Below are 14,365 nucleotides of genomic sequence, written 5' to 3'. Positions count from 1 at the left end.
AAGCATGTCCAGTAGGGAGTCCGCTTCCGTGAGCGAGTCCACGAGCGCCACGTACGCAGCCGCCGGGGTCAGCATCGACGCCGGTGACCAGGCCGTCGAGCTGCTCAAGCCACACGCCGAGCGGGCGACAAGGCCCGAGGTGCGCGGCGGGGTCGGCGGGTTCGCCGGGCTCTTCTCGCTCAAGCTCGACAAGTGGAAAGAGCCGATTCTCGCGTCGTCGACCGACGGCGTCGGCACCAAGATCGCGGTCGCGCAGGCGCTCGACAAGCACGACACGGTCGGCATCGACCTGGTCGCGATGGTCGTCGACGATCTGGTCGTCACCGGGGCCGAGCCGCTGTTCCTCCAGGACTACATCGCGGTCGGCAAGGTCGTGCCGGAGAAGATCGCGGCGCTGGTCGGCGGCATCGCCGAGGGCTGTGTCCAGGCGGGCTGCGCGCTGCTCGGCGGCGAGACGGCCGAGCACCCCGGCCTGATGGGCGAGCACGACTACGACCTGTCGGCCACCGGCGTCGGCGCGGTCGAGGCGTCCGCGCTGCTGTCGCCGGAGAAGGTCCGTCCCGGCGACGTCGTCATCGCGATGGGCTCGTCCGGGCTGCACTCCAACGGCTACTCGCTGGCCAGGCACGTGCTGCTGGACATCGCGCGGATGCCGCTGGACGGGCACGTCGAGGAGTTCGGCCGCACCCTCGGCGAGGAACTGCTCGAGCCCACCAAGATCTACGCGAAGGACTGCCTCGCGCTGGTCGCCGAGACCGAGGTGCGCACGTTCGCGCACATCACCGGCGGCGGCCTCGAGGCCAACCTCGCGCGCGTGATGCCGCGCGGCCTCGTCGCCAAGCTCGAACGCGGCACGTGGACGCCGGCCCCGGTGTTCGCGCTGATCGGGCAGCGCGGCAAGGTCGAGCGCGCCGAGCTGGAGAAGACGTTCAACATGGGCGTCGGAATGGTCGCGATCGTGTCCGCCGAGGACGTCGACCGGGCGCTGGCGGTGCTCACCGCGCGGCACGTGCCCGCGTGGATCCTCGGCGACGTCCAGCCCGCCGAAGACCCGGACGGCCCGCGCGCGGTGCTGTCCGGCGACCACCCGCGGTTCTGAAAGCCGCTTGCCTCGTCTTGAGACACTGAGGACATGGCGGAGGACGTACGCGTCGGCGCCCGGTTCGTGATCCCGGGCGCCGAACTGCGCGAGCGGTTCTCCCGATCCTCGGGACCGGGCGGACAGGGCGTGAACACGACGGACTCGCGCGTCGAGCTGTCGTTCGACGTCGCGAGCTCCGCCGTGATCCCGCCTGCGCTGAAGGAACGCATCACGGCTCGCCTCGGCGCCCGGCTGGTCGGCGGGGTGTTGACCATCGCGGCCAGCGAATACCGCTCGCAGCTGATGAACCGCGACGCGGCACGGGAGCGGCTCGCCGAGGTATTGGCGAAGGCTTCCGCGCCGCCGCCGGCCAAACGGCGTCCCACCAAGCCTTCGCGAGGCTCGAAGGAACGCCGTCTGGCAGCGAAGAAACGCCGCAGCGACGTGAAGCGCGGCCGCGGCGGCCGGTACGACGACTAGCTCAGCGACAGGTGCACGCACTCGCCGGCAACGCGGTACCCAGCACGGCGATACACCGTTCCGATCCCCACATCGCCTGGCGTGAGGAACGCCGTGCGCGCACCGCGTTCGTGGGCGAGGCGCGTGAGGTGCGCGGTGATCGCCGCCGCGATGCCTTGGCCGCGGTGTTCGGCGGCCACGGCGATGCCGACGATTTCCGTCGCGCCGGACACGATGTCCAACGCGATTCCGCCGCCCACAATGGTTTCGCCGTGTTCGGCTAGAACGGTCAGGTAGTTGCGGTTGCGTTCGACATCGGCGTCCGACACATCGGGCGACTCGCCGAAAGCGACGTTCTGTACGGACCTCAGGCGGCGGAATTCGTCGTCGGACGACGGTTCGCGCAGCTGAATGTGTTCTGGCGCATCACAATCGACGAGGTCTTCGGTGCCGCAGGTCATCACCGGCACTCGTCGTTCCAACGTGAACTCGGCGGCGACGAGGGCTGCCTCGACGTCAGGGGCGGCGTCGGTGAAGAACTCCAGCCGGGGCAGGAGATCTCGTTGCCGGTAAGCGGAAATCAGGAGAGCGATCTCGGCGGGCGAGGGCTTCGCGCCGTCGTCGGGGATGGCGTAGTTCTCCATCGGATGAGCGCTGTCCTTGGCGAAAGTCGCCAGGAACGGGCCGATTCGCTCGGTGTCGCGGCCGATCGGTGCGGTCGCGCGGACGTATGCCTGAAGGGCGGACATCTCTGGTGGAAGCCTTTCGAGAAGAAGGAAGGGCAGCACGAAATCGGCAACCCCACGCCGGGCGCGCAGGCCGAACAGCTCAGGCCAAGCGGCCGGGGTGGGCCGTGGCGGAGCACATAGGCATTCCTTCGTCCGAAACGAACTTCCCGCTCATCCTCTCAGGCCGGGCAACCGAATTAACGGCTCAGCGCGGCGCGGGCCTGGTCCACGATCCGGGCCAGGTGCACGCCGCGGCGGACGTCGCAGGGATGCGTGGTCGTTCCGCACGACACCATCGCGGCGAAATCGTCCAGCAGCGCGGTGTACGCGTCGTTCGCCGTGCCGGTGCGGCCGAGGGTGCGGAGGCCGTGTTCGCCGAAGACCGAGTACTCGACCACCGTCGGCTGCACCGGCAGGCGCAGGCTGAGCGTCGCAGTGCTCGTGATGCCGCCTTCGTGTTCAAGCAGCAGTTGCCACAGGTCCTCGGGCCCGCGGTGCGCGGCGAGGACGTCGGTGATCGGGCCGAGGGCGGCGTCGAGCAGGTCGAACGCGTGCGGGCCGATGTCGGCGAGCGCGCCGCCCGCCGGATCCTGCCGCCAGGCTGAGGTCGCGTACTTGCCAGCGAGCAGGGCACCGGACAGCCACTGCACGCTGCCGCCGCGCCAGCCGCCAGCAGCGGTGACGCCGTCCAGCCAGTCGCGCGTCTGCTGGGCGAACCGCAGCGTCAACATCACCAGCGACGCGACGCCAGCGGACGTCACGGCGTCGGCGAGACGCTGCGCCGAGGCGAGGTCGGGGGCGATCGGCTTCTCCAGGATCAGGTGCTTGCCCGCCTCCGCGGCCCGGGTCGCCAGCTCGGCCTGCACAGTCGGCGGCACGGCGAACGCGAGTGCGTCGACCTGCTCGAACAGCTCGTCCAGGTCGCTGGTGGGGACGGCGTCGTAGGCCTGCGCGAGCGCGGTGGCGGCTTCCGGCCGTCGGCTCCACACAGCACTGAGCACGGTCCCTGGATGATCCGCGAGGCCGGGAGCGTGCACCGTGGTGGCCCACGGTCCGGTTCCAACGAGGCCGACGCGCAGCTGGTCCTGTCCCACGCCCGGAAGTGTAGGTGTGGCCGCGGTCGCTACCGGCGGGGCCTGCGGTGCGTTAACGTCGACAAGTTCTTCGCCACGAACGGGGGAAGCCGGTGAGAATCCGGCGCTGGCCCGCAACCGTGAGCGGCCCCGGAGGGACCGCGAGCCGGATCGCCCGTCGTGGTCCGATCGATGCGAGGTACATCTGACATGCGGTTCGTGCACGCGCGGCACTGGGGGCGAGTCCTCGCCGGCTGCGCTCTTCTCGTCGCTACCGGCCTCGGCGGTGCTTCTTCCGCCTCGGCCACCACGCCCGGCAAGGGCACCGACGGCTACTGCCAGGACGACAACGGCGTCACGGTGATCGTCGACTTCCAGGGGCTTGGCGGTGAAACCCTCATCCGGTGCGCGCCCGGCAAACAGGAAAACGGCGTCACCGCCCTGCAAAACGCTGGGTTCGAACTCACTGGCGCGGGCAAATACGGCCTGGCCGTGATGTGCAAGATCGAGAACAAGCCTGCCGACCAGACTTGCACCGGGATGCCGCCGGAGAAGGCGTCGTGGAGCTTCTGGACCGCCACCAACGGCGGCAAATGGGAGTCGGCGCAGGTCGGCGCGCAGAGCTGGAAGCCGCCCGCCGGGGCGTTCGAGGGCTGGTCGTTCGCGATCGGCAAGTCCTACACCGAGTATCCGCCGCCGCGCACCGAGCCGGTGCGCAAGGCCAGCGCGCCCGCCGCGGCTCCGGAGTCCACTTCGGACAGTGGATTCCCGTGGGGCCTGGTGATCGGCATCGTGGTCGTCGTGCTGCTCGTGGTGGCTGGGACGGTCGTCGCGGTGCGCCGCAGGCGTGCTGCGGAGTAGTCCGCGAGCGCTCCATCCCGGCGCGTGGTGGGTGTGGGCGCTCGCGCTCGCCGTCGCCGCGAGCCGGACCACGAATCCAGTTCTGCTCGCCTTGGTGATCGCGGTGGCCGGGTTCGTCGTGGTGCTCCGCCGCGGCGACGCGCCGTGGGCTCTGGCGTTCCGGATGTACGCCTGGATCGCCGCGGTGATCCTGGCCTCCCGCGTACTGTTCCGGATCCTGATCGGCGGCGAGGACGGCGGCCACATCCTGTTCACGCTGCCGACCATCCCGCTCCCGAGCGTCGCGGCCGGCATTCAGCTGCTCGGCCCCACTTCGGCCGAGGAACTGCTCGGCGGGCTGTATGACGGGCTCCGGCTGGCGACGATCGTGCTCTGCGTTGGTGCCGCGAATGCGCTGGCGAACCCGAAACGCCTGCTCAAAGCCGTACCCGGGGCGCTGTATGAGGTAGGGACGGCAGTTACCGTCGCGCTGTCCGTGGCTCCGCAGTTGGTCGAGAGCGTGCAGCGGGTGCGTCGCGCGCGTCGGCTGCGCTCCGGGAAGACGCGCGGCCTGCGCTTCGTGAAGGGGATTTTCGTGCCGGTGCTCGCCGACGCCATGGACCGGTCGCTGCAACTCGCGGCGGCCATGGATTCCCGCGGCTACGGACGGCGCAGCTACCTCTCGCCGCGCGTCCGGATGCTGATCGCGACCTGCGTGCTGGCCGGTTTGGTCGGCGTCGCGGTTGGGGTTTACGGCGTGCTCGACGGGTCCGCGTCGTGGCTCGGCGTGCCGATGCTCATCGCCGGTCTGGTGCTGGCCGTCGCCGGATTCGTGCTGGGCGGACGGCAGATCCGCCGCACGACCTACCGGCCCGATCCGTGGCGGCTGCCGGAGACGTTGGTCGTGCTGTGCGGCGTCGCGACCGCGGTGCTCGTGCTGCTCGCCGACCCGGTTTCGCTCACCACCCCGGCCAGCCCGCTGACCTGGCCGGAGCTGCCGCCGTTGCCGGCCGTCGCGGTGCTGATCAGTGTGCTGCCCGCTTGGTTCGCGCCGCGTCCGGCGCTGGTGTCGGAGGTCGCCCGATGATCGAGTTTTCACACGTCAGCGTCACTTACGACGGGGCGGACCGGCCAGTGCTCCGCGACGTCGACGGCACGATCGAAGAGGGCGAACTCTGCCTCGTCGCCGGACGCACCGGTGTCGGCAAGTCGACATTGCTCGGTGCGATCAACGGCCTGGTCCCGCATTTCACCGGCGGCACGCTGGCCGGCCGTGTCAAGGTCGGCGGCCTCGACACCGCGACGCATCCGCCGCGCGAACTGGCGTCGGTCGTCGGGGTGGTCGGACAGGATCCGCTGGCCGGATTCGTCACCGACACCGTCGAGGAGGAACTCGCGTACGCGATGGAGCAGCTCGCCGTCGCGCCAGACGTGATGCGCAAGCGCGTTGAGGAAACCCTTGACCTGCTGGGCATCGCCGAACTTCGCGACCGTCCACTTCGGACGCTCTCCGGCGGTCAGCAGCAACGCGTCGCGATCGGCGCGGTGCTCACGCCGCACCCGAACGTGCTGGTGCTGGACGAACCGACGTCGGCGCTCGACCCGACCGCGGCCGAGGAGGTCCTGGCCGCGATCACCCGCCTGGTGCACGACCTGGGCACGACTGTCGTCGTCGCCGAGCACCGAATGGAACGCGTCGCGCAGTACGCGGACCGCCTGCTCTACCTGCCCGGCGACGGCACCGTCGTCTCCGGGCCGCCCTCGGAGGTTTTCGCCGAGACCGATGTCGCCCCGCCGATCGTGGAGTTGGGCCGCCTCGCGGGCTGGTCGCCGCTGCCGCTCTCGGTCCGCGATGCCCGCCGTCTCGCCCGTCCGCTCCGAGAACGCCTCGCCGAGCGACGACCCGCTCAAGCAGCGCAAAGCTCTGGCGAAGCGGTCCTCAGTGCGCGCGGCGTGCGGGTCCGGTACGGCGGCGTGAACGCGGTGCGGGGCGTTGACCTGCGGCTCGACCGCGGCGAGGTCGTCGCGCTGATGGGCCGGAACGGCTCCGGCAAATCCTCGCTGCTGTGGGCGTTGCAGGGCAGCGGGCCCCGCTCCGAAGGCATAGTCGACGTCCTCGGCGCGGACCCGAAGACGCTCCGGTCGCGGGCCGCCCGCACGCGCGTCGGGCTGGTCCCGCAAACCCCGTCTGACCTGCTGTATCTCGATTCGGTCGGGGCGGAATGCCGCCAGGCCGACGTCGAATCCGGTGTCGCCGCGGGCACTGCCCGGAAGCTGCTCGACCGGCTCGTGCCCGGTATCAAAGACGACACCAACCCGCGCGACCTCTCCGAAGGCCAGCGGCTCGCCTTGGTCCTGGCCGTGCAGTTGGCCGCCGCCCCGCCGGTCGTGCTGTTGGACGAGCCGACCCGCGGTCTGGACTACCCGGCGAAACGGCACTTCGCGACCATCCTCGCCGACCTGGCCGCCGACGGGCACGCGGTGCTGCTGGCCACCCACGACGTCGAGTTCGTCGCCTCCGCCGCGCACCGCGTCGTGGTCCTGGCGGAGGGCGAGGTGGTCGCCGACGGCCCGACCGCGGACGTCGTCGTGGCCTCGCCCGCCTTCGCGCCGCAGGTGGCGAAGATCCTCGCGCCGGAGCCGTGGCTGACCGTGGACGCGGTGGCGAAGGCGCTGGCGTGACCGATTTCCTGGGGCCAGCCGTCCGCATCCGGCACCGCACAGCGCTGGTGCTGACGACGGCCGTCGTGGTCGGGCTGGCGATGTTCTGCTGGCCGCTGCTGGCCCGCAGCACCGTCGGCACCTCTGCGCACGTCACCGACGCGCCGTTCGTTTTCCTCGTGACGCTGCCGGTGCTGATCCTGATCGTGCTGGCCGAACTGTCCAGCGGCGGACTCGACGCGAAGGCGCTCGCGCTGCTCGGCGTGCTGTCCGCGGTGAACGCCGCGCTGCGTCCGCTCGGCGCGGGCACCGGCGGGATCGAGCTGGTCTTCTTTCTGCTCGTGCTGGCCGGACGGGTCTTCGGACCGGGCTTCGGATTCGTTCTCGGCTCGACGTCGCTGTTCGCGTCCGCGCTGCTCACCGGCGGCGTCGGGCCGTGGCTGCCGTTCCAGATGCTGGCCTCGTCGCTGGTCGGCCTTGGCGCCGGGCTGCTGCCGCGCCGGGTGAAGGGCCGGTGGGAGATCGCGCTGCTGGCGCTCTACGGAGTGGTCGCCGCCTACTTCTACGGCCTCGCGATGAGCCTGTTCACCTGGCCGTTCCTGGCGAGCCACACCGCGCTGGACTTCGTCCCGGGCGGCCCGCTCGGCGAGAACCTGCACCGGTTCCTGGTCTTCACCGTGCTGACGTCCACTTTGGGCTGGGACACCGGCCGCGCGCTCACGAACCTGGTCGCGATCCTCGTGCTGGGCCCGGCGATCCTGACGGTGCTGCGCCGGGCCGCACGACGAGCGGCATTCAGCTGACCGACTGGCCGACCTTGTCCAGCACCTCGACGAACTGGGCCATCGCGGCCGCGTTCGGGAAGTGCGAGGTGTCGATGTCGTGCACCTCGAACTGCGTGCCGGGCGTGCGCGCGTCGGCCTCGGCGATCATCCGGTCCTGCAGGGCGAGCGGCACCAGACGGTCTTGGAGATGCCGGACGTAGTACCGCGGGACGCGCCCCCACCGCTCCGGCGTGCCGCGCGAGTCGGTCGAGCTGCGGCCGATGATGTCGTCCGGAGCCATCGCGTTGAGCAGGGCGTAGAACTCGCCGTCGGTAGCGTCCGCGCAGAGTGCCGCTTTCGCCGCCGTCAACGCCTCCGCCGACGAAGATCGCCAGTTGAACCGCATCGCGCCGATCACCGCCGGGTCGGCCGCGATGAACCCGAGCATCGCTCCGACCTGCGACGACGCGGCTTCTGGCGTGGCCAGGTATTCCTCCGGCGTCGGCAGTTCGACGCAGCAGAACGCGGCGTCGTAGACCAGCGCCGACACTAGCTCCGGGACCTCTTCGGCGACGAGCGTGGCCAGCGCGCCGCCGATGCTCGACCCGACCAGCACGACCGGACCGAGCTCGGCGGCCCGGCGGACGACGTCCACAGTGGTCGCGACCTGATCCGCCACGGTGACCCCAGCCAACGCCGACGGCTCAGTGGCGAACGCGTCGAGATCCTGCGGGGCCTGGTACGACAGGCGGAACTGCTGCTCCGGCTGCGGCACTCCCACCCCGCGATACCCGCGCAGCACGAGTTCCGGCGGGGCGGCGGACACGCCGTTGGCGCCGGCGGCGAAGACGAACGTCGAAGTCATGCCGCACAGTCAAGCGATCCGCCTCGCCGCGCACAGCGGGGGAAAGTTGATCAGACCCGCAACTAAAGTCAGGAGTACGAGTAGAAGCCGCGGCCGGTCTTCTTGCCGAGCAGTCCGGCGTCGACCATGCGCAGCAACAGCGGCGGCGACGAGTACAGCGGCTCCTTGAACTCCGCGTACATCGAATCCGCGATGGCCTTGATGGTGTCGAGGCCGATCAGGTCGGACAGCCGCAGCGGACCCATCGGATGCGCCGTGCCCAGCTCCATGCCGCGGTCGATGTCCTCGGCCGAGGCGAAGCCTGATTCGATCATCCGGATCGCCGACAGCAGATACGGCACCAGCAGCGAGTTCACGATGAACCCGGCCCGGTCCTGCGACCGGATCACCGTCTTGCCCAGCGCGCCGGTGGCGTGCTCCTCGGCCCGGCGGGCGGTCTCCTCGCTGGTCAGCAGCGACGGCACCAGTTCCACCAGCGGCAGCACCGGCACCGGGTTGAAGAAGTGGATGCCGACGACCTGCTGCGGACGGCCGGTGGCCATGCCGAGCTTCATGATCGGGATCGACGACGTGTTGGACGCGAACACCGCGTCCTCGCGCTCGACGATCTTGTCCAGTGCCCGGAACACGTCGACCTTGGCCTGCTCCTGTTCCAGGATGGCCTCGACGACGAGATCGCGGTCAGCGAACTCGGCGATGTCCGTGGTGAAGCGCAGCCGCCCGAGCGCCGCCTCGGCGTCCTCGGCGGCCAGCTTGCCGTTGCGGACGCCGCGTTGCAGCGACTTCTCGATGCGCGCCTTGCCCGCGTCGAGGGCGGGCTGGTTCACCTCGGTGACCAGCACGTCCAACCCGGACCTGGCGTGCACCTCGGCGATGCCGGAGCCCATCAGCCCGGCCCCGACCACACCTACTCGTGCGATGTCGCTCACCCGTCCAACTCCTTCGTCACCTCACCGGCAGTGCCGAGAAAACGGGCAGCACACAACGCACGAGGGCGTCTCGGACCTAGGTCCGATTCCGCCCTCGCGTGTCGTGTGCCTGCGTCAACGGCGGTACTCGTCGTACCCGTCGTCGTACGGGTCCTCGTACCGCTTGTCGTCCTCGTGGTTGTCCGAGGAACTACTCGACAGCTCGCGCTGCAAAGCATCGAAGTCGGTTTCGTGGGAGCTGTATTTGAGCTCGCGCGCCACCTTCGTCTGCTTGGCCTTAGCCCGGCCGCGCCCCATGGCTCGACCCCCTCGCACAGGGGCGGGGCGGCCGGGGGAATCGGCGGCCCCGCATCGTCTCGACAGTTCTTTCCTGCTGACACCGTACCGTGTCCCGGGGGTTGGATGCGACGTGGCACGGTGTGCTCGTCGCGACAGTGTCCGCCGGACGCCGGTTACCGGCACGTCGATGCCGATCGGCGCTGGTCGGCGTGCCACGATGCTCGGGTGCTCCGACCCTTCGTGGCCTATCTGCGGGTGTACGAACCTCTGCGCGCGCTGGGCGATCCGCCCGCGCAACAGCTGGTCGAGGCCGTTTCCGCGGGCGGGCTCAGCCGGATCGGGATCGGCGAACGCGAACAGCAGATGTGGCTCAAGTCACAGGCGGCCGCGCCGGTGCGGCTGCTGCCCGCGCAGCTGCGCGACGGACGGCCCTCGCCGAGTCTCGTCACCGACGTGCTCGTGCTCGACCCGGCCGAGGTCCCCGCCGGACACTCGGCCGAAGGCCCGTTCGCGTGCCCGCTCGAACTGCGCGCCCGCTCCGCCGCGGCGTTGAGCACCTTCCTCGCCGACGCCGAGCCCGCGTTGCGGATCGCGGTCCTCGACGCGGGCGGCGTCACCGCGGACAAGGCCCGCGCGCAGACCAAGGCCGCGATGACCGACCTCACCGCCACCGCCGCGCACACCCTCACCACCACCTGGACTGTCCCGCTGCCCTGGTTCTCGCTGGTCGATCCGGACGAACGCAAGCTCGTGCTCGGCAGCGGCCCGGCCGACCCCGCGCGGGAGGCGTCCTGGCGCACGCCGATGTCAGCCGCGCTCCGGCGGGCGTCCGAGGCGGGCGAGCTGATCGAGACGACCTTCGGCGACTCCGGTCCCGGCCGGGTGCTCTCGCAGACCCGGCAGTGGCTGGAGAGCTTCGACCCGGACTCGGTCGTCGAACTGGACTACGGCGGGCTCGTGCAGCTGTTCGCCGACTCGCTGCTCGACGCCGACTCCACCGCGGAGGAGGTCCACGACATCCTCGACGCACTGCGCACCGGGAACGTCGAAGAGCTGGCCGAGCTGTTTTCGCAGCTGCGCGAGTTCTGGGGCGACCTCGCGGCTAAGGAACACTCCAACTGACCCGCAGCTCGCCCTGGGGCTTGCCGCCGCCGAGAACCGGCGGGTGAGCCAGGTCGGACAGCTCTTCCGGTGTCTCGATGCCCAGGTGCGCGAGCACGGCCATGGCCAGCGGAGCCAAGGCCCGCTTGTTGCCGTCCGCGATCTTGATCGCGCACGCGGTGCCGTCGCCCAGCGTGAACGCCAGGACACCTTCCGCGCCGCTCTTCGACAGCAATCCCGGCACGCCCTGCATCAGCCGGGTGTCTTCCCGGTCGGTGCCCGCGACCAGCCAGGGGTGGGCCCGCATCGCGTCGGCCACCCGGCGCTCGTCGGTGCCCGGCTCGGCCTGAACGAGCCTGCCGAACGACCGCGCGAGGCCGGTCGGCGAGAACGCGAACAGCGGCGCGCCGCACCCGTCGACCCCGACCGCGGCGATGGATTCGCCGGTCAGCTCCTCGACCGTCTTCGCCAGCTGGACCTGCAACGGGTGGTCCGGCAGCTGGTAGCCCTCGGTCGGCCAGTCGTTCGCGACGCACGTGGCGAGCATCGCGGCGTGCTTGCCCGAGCAGTTCATGGTGATCTTCCGCGGCTCGTCGGCCGCACGTCGGGCGTCCTCGCCGATCGGCAGTTCGGCCGGGCAGGCCAGCGCGGCCGGGTCGAGCCCGGCGCCGGACAGCATCGTGGCGACGCGCTCGACATGTCCGGTTTCGCCGGAATGCGAGGCACAGCCCAGCGCCAGGTCCGCGCCGTCGTAGCCGAGCCCGGCCCGGAGCATCCCGACGCCTTGCAGCGGCTTGTTCGCCGACCGGGGGAAGAACGGGCTGGTCACGTCGCCCGCGGAGAACTGGACGGAGCCGTCGGGCGCGGTGACGACAAGACATCCGTGGTGGACGCTCTCGACGAACCCATTCCGGACGACCTCGACGAGGATCGGCTGGCCGGTCATTCCTCGACGCGCCCCAGTTCGCTGTCCAGCAGTTGGTCCACAGTGGCCGCTCCGCTGCTGTAGCGCGCGGCGATCTCGGCGTTGAGCGTGTCCATCACGCCCTGGACCTGGCGGCGAAAGGAGGACACGGAGGCTTCCTCGGCCGCGTACGTGTCCAGCGCGGCGGCGAGCTTGTCGTCGGTGAGCGAGCCGACGTCGGTGAGCCCGGTGTCGCCGATCAGCGCCTCCGCGTGCCTGCGGTGCTCGCCCGCGCGGGACGGTTCGAGTTGCTGGTGGCGGCCGGAACCGGCGGCCGGGCCGAGCGCGTTGTCGGCGAGGATGGACGCGAGCCGGTCGACAATGCTGCTTTCCCCGCCGGACGAGCGGCGCTCCTGTTCGGCGCGCACGATGTCGATGCGGGCGTGCAGGAGCCGGCGCAGGTAGGACAGGTCTGTCTCTTCCTGCGCGGCCTCGTCGCGCCGCTCGCGCAGCACCGGGAGCGGCAAGTCGCCTAATCCGGTGAGATATCCCGGGCCGAGGACGCGGTCGATCCGTCGCCGCCCGCCGGGACGCACTTCGATCACGGGCACATCCTGCTCCACATTCGGCGACGACGCTACCGTCGAGTTCACTTCAGCCCCGCAGTCTCTGCGCCGCTTCCCGTCCGGGCGCCGCGTGCTCGCCCGGCACCGAGTCCGGATCGACAGTGGCCTGGACCACTCGGTCCTCGTCGCCTGCCAGCAGCTCCGCCCCGCCCGGAACCGAGCGTTTGACCAGCGCGAGCGCGATCGGCCCGAGTTCGTGGTGCTGCGCGACCGTGCCGATCCGGCCGACCACGCGCTCGCCGAGCTTCACCGGATCGCCGGTCTCCGGCGTGATCTCCGGCGAACCGTCGAGGTGCAGCAGCGCCAGATACCGCGGCGGGCGGCCGACGTTGTGCACCTTCGAGACGGTTTCCTGGCCGCGGTAGCAGCCCTTCGCGACGTGCGCGGCCGAGCCGATCCAGCCGACCTCGTGCGGGATCGTCCGTTCGTCGGTGTCGACGCCGAGCCGCGGATGCCGCGATTCCACGCGCAGCGCGTCGAAGGTCCACGAACCAGCCGGACGCGCCCCCGCGTCGGTGAGCCGTTGCCACCATTGAGTGAGCTGCGCGCGCGGCACCACGAGATCCGCGCCCGCTCGCGTCGGCCACGGCATCCGCCGGGCGAAACCGCCTTCGGGCAACGCGGCCACCGAATACGGCTCGGTGCCGAGTTCGACGCCGAGCACGCTGTCGGTCTCCGGGCCGAGCACCGAAAGAACGGCCAGTTCTTCGGTCGCGTCGCGAATCTCGACCTTGGACCAGAACTTCATCGCTTCGAGGTACTCGCGCAGGGTTTGCTTGCCGCCCTTGGGCAACGCGCTCGTCACGAGCGGGCCGGGGTCGCTGTCGAGGTACACCGTCTCGCCGGTGTGCGCGAGCACGAAATGGGTGTCGACGTGGCCTTGGCTGTCGAGGACGAGCGCTTCGGTGCCGGTGTTCGCGGCGAGTTCGGTGACGTGTTGCGAGATCACCAAATGCAGCCAGGACAAGCGTTCCTCGCCGGTGACGGCGAGGATTTCTCGGTGCGAGCGGTCGATGACGACCACTCCTCGGGCGGCGGTGCGCTGCTCGGCGAACGGATCGCCCCAGTGCCACGGAACTCCGGCTTCCGGATGGCCCTCGGGCGCGGCGACCGCGCGGGGGATTTCGAGCAGCGGCGAGCTGTACGGCATAGCTCTAAGGGTAAGTGAGTACCTTGAGGGGATGCGCGTTCTCGCCTTCCTAGACGGTTCACTGGCCGACCCCGAAGCCGCTCACCTCCGGGTGGACGACCTCGGCCTGCTGCGCGGAGACGGGGTGTTCGAAACGATCCTCGTAGCAGTGAAAAAGCCGCGGGAAATGCGTCCGCACCTCGACCGGCTCGCCCGTTCCGCGGCGATGCTGGACCTGCCCGCCCCGGACCTCGACGGCTTCGCCCGAGCCGCGCAGGCAGTCGTCGACGCGTGGCGGGGCGGCCCGGAGATTGCCTTGAAACTCGTGTACACGCGGGGTGTCGACGGCGATCCGGAAGGCAAGCCGACGGCGTTCGCGATGGGCCTGGAGGTCGACGAGAAGGTCCTGCGGGCGCGCACCGAAGGTGTTTCCGTGGTGACCCTGGAACGCGGTTTCGGCCCCGAACTCGCCGAGCGCGCCCCGTGGCTTTTGCTCGGCGCGAAAACGGTTTCCTACGCGATGAACATGGCCGCCCTGCGCGAGGCGACCCGTCGCGGAGCTCAAGATGTGATCTTCACCGCTACCGACGATTCGGTCCTCGAAGGACCGACGTCGACGGTCGTGCTGGCGAAGGAGCGGACGCTCTACACCCCGCCGGCCACTGTTGGCATCCTGCCAGGAACGACTCAGTACGCGTTGTTCCGCGGCGCGGAGAAGGCGGGCTGGTCGGTGAAGGTGGAGCCGCTTTCGGTGGTGGACTTGCTGGACGGGGACGGCGTTTTTCTTACGTCGTCGGTCCGGAAGGTGACCCGGGTGCACACGCTGAACGGCACGCAGCTGCCGGATTCGACGGCGCTGCACGAGGAGCTGGTGGCGGCTTACGAGAGCGAGTACTGAGCGTCTCGTGAGTGTTGGTGCCGGTTCT

Annotated in this window: 16 protein-coding genes and 1 riboswitch; of the genes, 8 read left to right on the top strand and 8 right to left on the bottom strand. The window is 70.3% G+C overall.

Going from position 1 to position 14,365, the window contains the following annotated elements; genetic code table 11:
- Positions 1-28: 28 nt before the first annotated feature.
- Together purM and arfB are read left to right on the top strand one after the other, a co-directional pair.
- The gene (purM, locus tag L3Q65_RS34280) at positions 29-1,099 is read left to right on the top strand and encodes a phosphoribosylformylglycinamidine cyclo-ligase (RefSeq protein ID WP_182892735.1); all 1,071 of its coding nucleotides are present in this window, start codon (positions 29-31) and stop codon (positions 1,097-1,099) included.
- Positions 1,100-1,132: 33 nt separating this feature from the next.
- Complete coding sequence (gene arfB / locus L3Q65_RS34275) at positions 1,133-1,561, top strand: alternative ribosome rescue aminoacyl-tRNA hydrolase ArfB (protein ID WP_182892734.1); 429 nt, start codon at positions 1,133-1,135, stop codon at positions 1,559-1,561.
- Here arfB and L3Q65_RS34270 read toward each other — a convergent pair.
- The gene (locus tag L3Q65_RS34270; RefSeq protein WP_237597562.1) at positions 1,558-2,289 is read right to left on the bottom strand and encodes a GNAT family N-acetyltransferase; all 732 of its coding nucleotides are present in this window, start codon (positions 2,287-2,289) and stop codon (positions 1,558-1,560) included. The genes arfB and L3Q65_RS34270 overlap by 4 nt on opposite strands.
- A gap of 176 nt (positions 2,290-2,465) precedes the next feature.
- The gene (locus L3Q65_RS34265; RefSeq protein ID WP_182892732.1) at positions 2,466-3,362 is read right to left on the bottom strand and encodes a Gfo/Idh/MocA family protein; all 897 of its coding nucleotides are present in this window, start codon (positions 3,360-3,362) and stop codon (positions 2,466-2,468) included.
- Positions 3,363-3,409: 47 nt separating this feature from the next.
- A riboswitch (cobalamin riboswitch) is annotated at positions 3,410-3,539 on the top strand.
- Between the two features lie 12 nt (positions 3,540-3,551).
- Between L3Q65_RS34265 and L3Q65_RS34260 the strand changes: the two genes are divergently transcribed.
- From L3Q65_RS34260 to L3Q65_RS34245, 4 genes are read left to right on the top strand one after another with little or no spacing between them, the layout of a single operon-like run.
- A complete protein-coding gene (locus tag L3Q65_RS34260; RefSeq protein ID WP_237597561.1) occupies positions 3,552-4,202 on the top strand; it encodes a hypothetical protein in 651 nt (216 codons plus the stop codon).
- Positions 4,189-5,268 (top strand): CbiQ family ECF transporter T component, encoded by a 1,080-nt coding sequence (locus tag L3Q65_RS34255; RefSeq protein ID WP_182892730.1) that lies wholly within the window; start codon positions 4,189-4,191, stop codon positions 5,266-5,268. Before L3Q65_RS34260 ends, L3Q65_RS34255 begins: the two co-directional genes overlap by 14 nt.
- On the top strand, positions 5,265-6,863 hold the full coding sequence (locus L3Q65_RS34250; protein WP_182892729.1) for an ABC transporter ATP-binding protein: 1,599 nt from the start codon (positions 5,265-5,267) through the stop codon (positions 6,861-6,863). The genes L3Q65_RS34255 and L3Q65_RS34250 overlap by 4 nt, the downstream gene beginning before the upstream one ends.
- Positions 6,860-7,645 (top strand): ECF transporter S component, encoded by a 786-nt coding sequence (locus L3Q65_RS34245; protein ID WP_182892728.1) that lies wholly within the window; start codon positions 6,860-6,862, stop codon positions 7,643-7,645. Before L3Q65_RS34250 ends, L3Q65_RS34245 begins: the two co-directional genes overlap by 4 nt.
- Here the strand turns inward: L3Q65_RS34245 and L3Q65_RS34240 are convergent.
- The 3 genes from L3Q65_RS34240 to L3Q65_RS34230 all read right to left on the bottom strand — a co-directional run bounded on the left by L3Q65_RS34240 (position 7,638) and on the right by L3Q65_RS34230 (position 9,697).
- Positions 7,638-8,471, bottom strand: a complete 834-nt coding sequence (locus L3Q65_RS34240) for an alpha/beta fold hydrolase (protein WP_237597560.1) — start codon at positions 8,469-8,471, stop codon at positions 7,638-7,640. The two genes, L3Q65_RS34245 and L3Q65_RS34240, sit on opposite strands and share 8 nt — an antisense overlap.
- Positions 8,472-8,539: 68 nt before the next feature.
- Positions 8,540-9,400 carry a 3-hydroxybutyryl-CoA dehydrogenase gene (locus tag L3Q65_RS34235; RefSeq protein WP_078870267.1) on the bottom strand — a complete coding sequence of 287 codons (861 nt, stop codon included), beginning with the start codon at positions 9,398-9,400 and terminating at the stop codon, positions 8,540-8,542.
- 114 nt (positions 9,401-9,514) lie between these two features.
- Complete coding sequence (locus L3Q65_RS34230) at positions 9,515-9,697, bottom strand: DUF3073 domain-containing protein (RefSeq protein WP_037716129.1); 183 nt, start codon at positions 9,695-9,697, stop codon at positions 9,515-9,517.
- A gap of 207 nt (positions 9,698-9,904) precedes the next feature.
- On the opposite strand from L3Q65_RS34230, the gene L3Q65_RS34225 reads away from it, so the two are divergent.
- Positions 9,905-10,801, top strand: a complete 897-nt coding sequence (locus L3Q65_RS34225) for a hypothetical protein (RefSeq protein ID WP_182892726.1) — start codon at positions 9,905-9,907, stop codon at positions 10,799-10,801.
- Here L3Q65_RS34225 and L3Q65_RS34220 read toward each other — a convergent pair.
- The 3 genes from L3Q65_RS34220 to L3Q65_RS34210 are packed head-to-tail and all read right to left on the bottom strand — an operon-like array spanning position 10,782 to position 13,460.
- Positions 10,782-11,726: an asparaginase gene (locus L3Q65_RS34220; RefSeq protein ID WP_237597559.1), complete on the bottom strand. Its 945-nt coding sequence runs from the start codon at positions 11,724-11,726 to the stop codon at positions 10,782-10,784. The two genes, L3Q65_RS34225 and L3Q65_RS34220, sit on opposite strands and share 20 nt — an antisense overlap.
- A complete protein-coding gene (locus L3Q65_RS34215) occupies positions 11,723-12,289 on the bottom strand; it encodes an aerial mycelium formation protein (RefSeq protein ID WP_182892724.1) in 567 nt (188 codons plus the stop codon). The genes L3Q65_RS34220 and L3Q65_RS34215 overlap by 4 nt, the downstream gene beginning before the upstream one ends.
- 49 nt (positions 12,290-12,338) lie before the next feature.
- On the bottom strand, positions 12,339-13,460 hold the full coding sequence (locus L3Q65_RS34210) for a folate-binding protein YgfZ (protein ID WP_182892723.1): 1,122 nt from the start codon (positions 13,458-13,460) through the stop codon (positions 12,339-12,341).
- 31 nt (positions 13,461-13,491) lie between these two features.
- On the opposite strand from L3Q65_RS34210, the gene L3Q65_RS34205 reads away from it, so the two are divergent.
- On the top strand, positions 13,492-14,337 hold the full coding sequence (locus L3Q65_RS34205) for an aminodeoxychorismate lyase (protein WP_182892722.1): 846 nt from the start codon (positions 13,492-13,494) through the stop codon (positions 14,335-14,337).
- Positions 14,338-14,365 lie beyond the last annotated feature (28 nt).

Origin of the sequence: Amycolatopsis sp. FU40 (assembly GCF_021903635.1) — a bacterium.
GTDB classification, from domain to species: domain Bacteria; phylum Actinomycetota; class Actinomycetes; order Mycobacteriales; family Pseudonocardiaceae; genus Amycolatopsis; species Amycolatopsis dendrobii.
Note: the sequence above shows the minus strand (reverse complement) of the source record. Positions and strands in the feature narration are given on the sequence as shown.

Coding starts and splice junctions, on each gene's coding strand:
- arfB (WP_182892734.1), top strand. CDS start 1,133: ATGGCGGAGGACGTACGCGTCGGCGCCCGGTTCGTGATCCCGGGCGCC.
- L3Q65_RS34270 (WP_237597562.1), bottom strand. CDS start 2,289: ATGTCCGCCCTTCAGGCATACGTCCGCGCGACCGCACCGATCGGCCGC.
- L3Q65_RS34260 (WP_237597561.1), top strand. CDS start 3,552: ATGCGGTTCGTGCACGCGCGGCACTGGGGGCGAGTCCTCGCCGGCTGC.
- L3Q65_RS34250 (WP_182892729.1), top strand. CDS start 5,265: ATGATCGAGTTTTCACACGTCAGCGTCACTTACGACGGGGCGGACCGG.
- L3Q65_RS34240 (WP_237597560.1), bottom strand. CDS start 8,471: ATGACTTCGACGTTCGTCTTCGCCGCCGGCGCCAACGGCGTGTCCGCC.
- L3Q65_RS34230 (WP_037716129.1), bottom strand. CDS start 9,697: ATGGGGCGCGGCCGGGCTAAGGCCAAGCAGACGAAGGTGGCGCGCGAG.
- L3Q65_RS34220 (WP_237597559.1), bottom strand. CDS start 11,726: ATGACCGGCCAGCCGATCCTCGTCGAGGTCGTCCGGAATGGGTTCGTC.
- L3Q65_RS34210 (WP_182892723.1), bottom strand. CDS start 13,460: ATGCCGTACAGCTCGCCGCTGCTCGAAATCCCCCGCGCGGTCGCCGCG.
- L3Q65_RS34205 (WP_182892722.1), top strand. CDS start 13,492: ATGCGCGTTCTCGCCTTCCTAGACGGTTCACTGGCCGACCCCGAAGCC.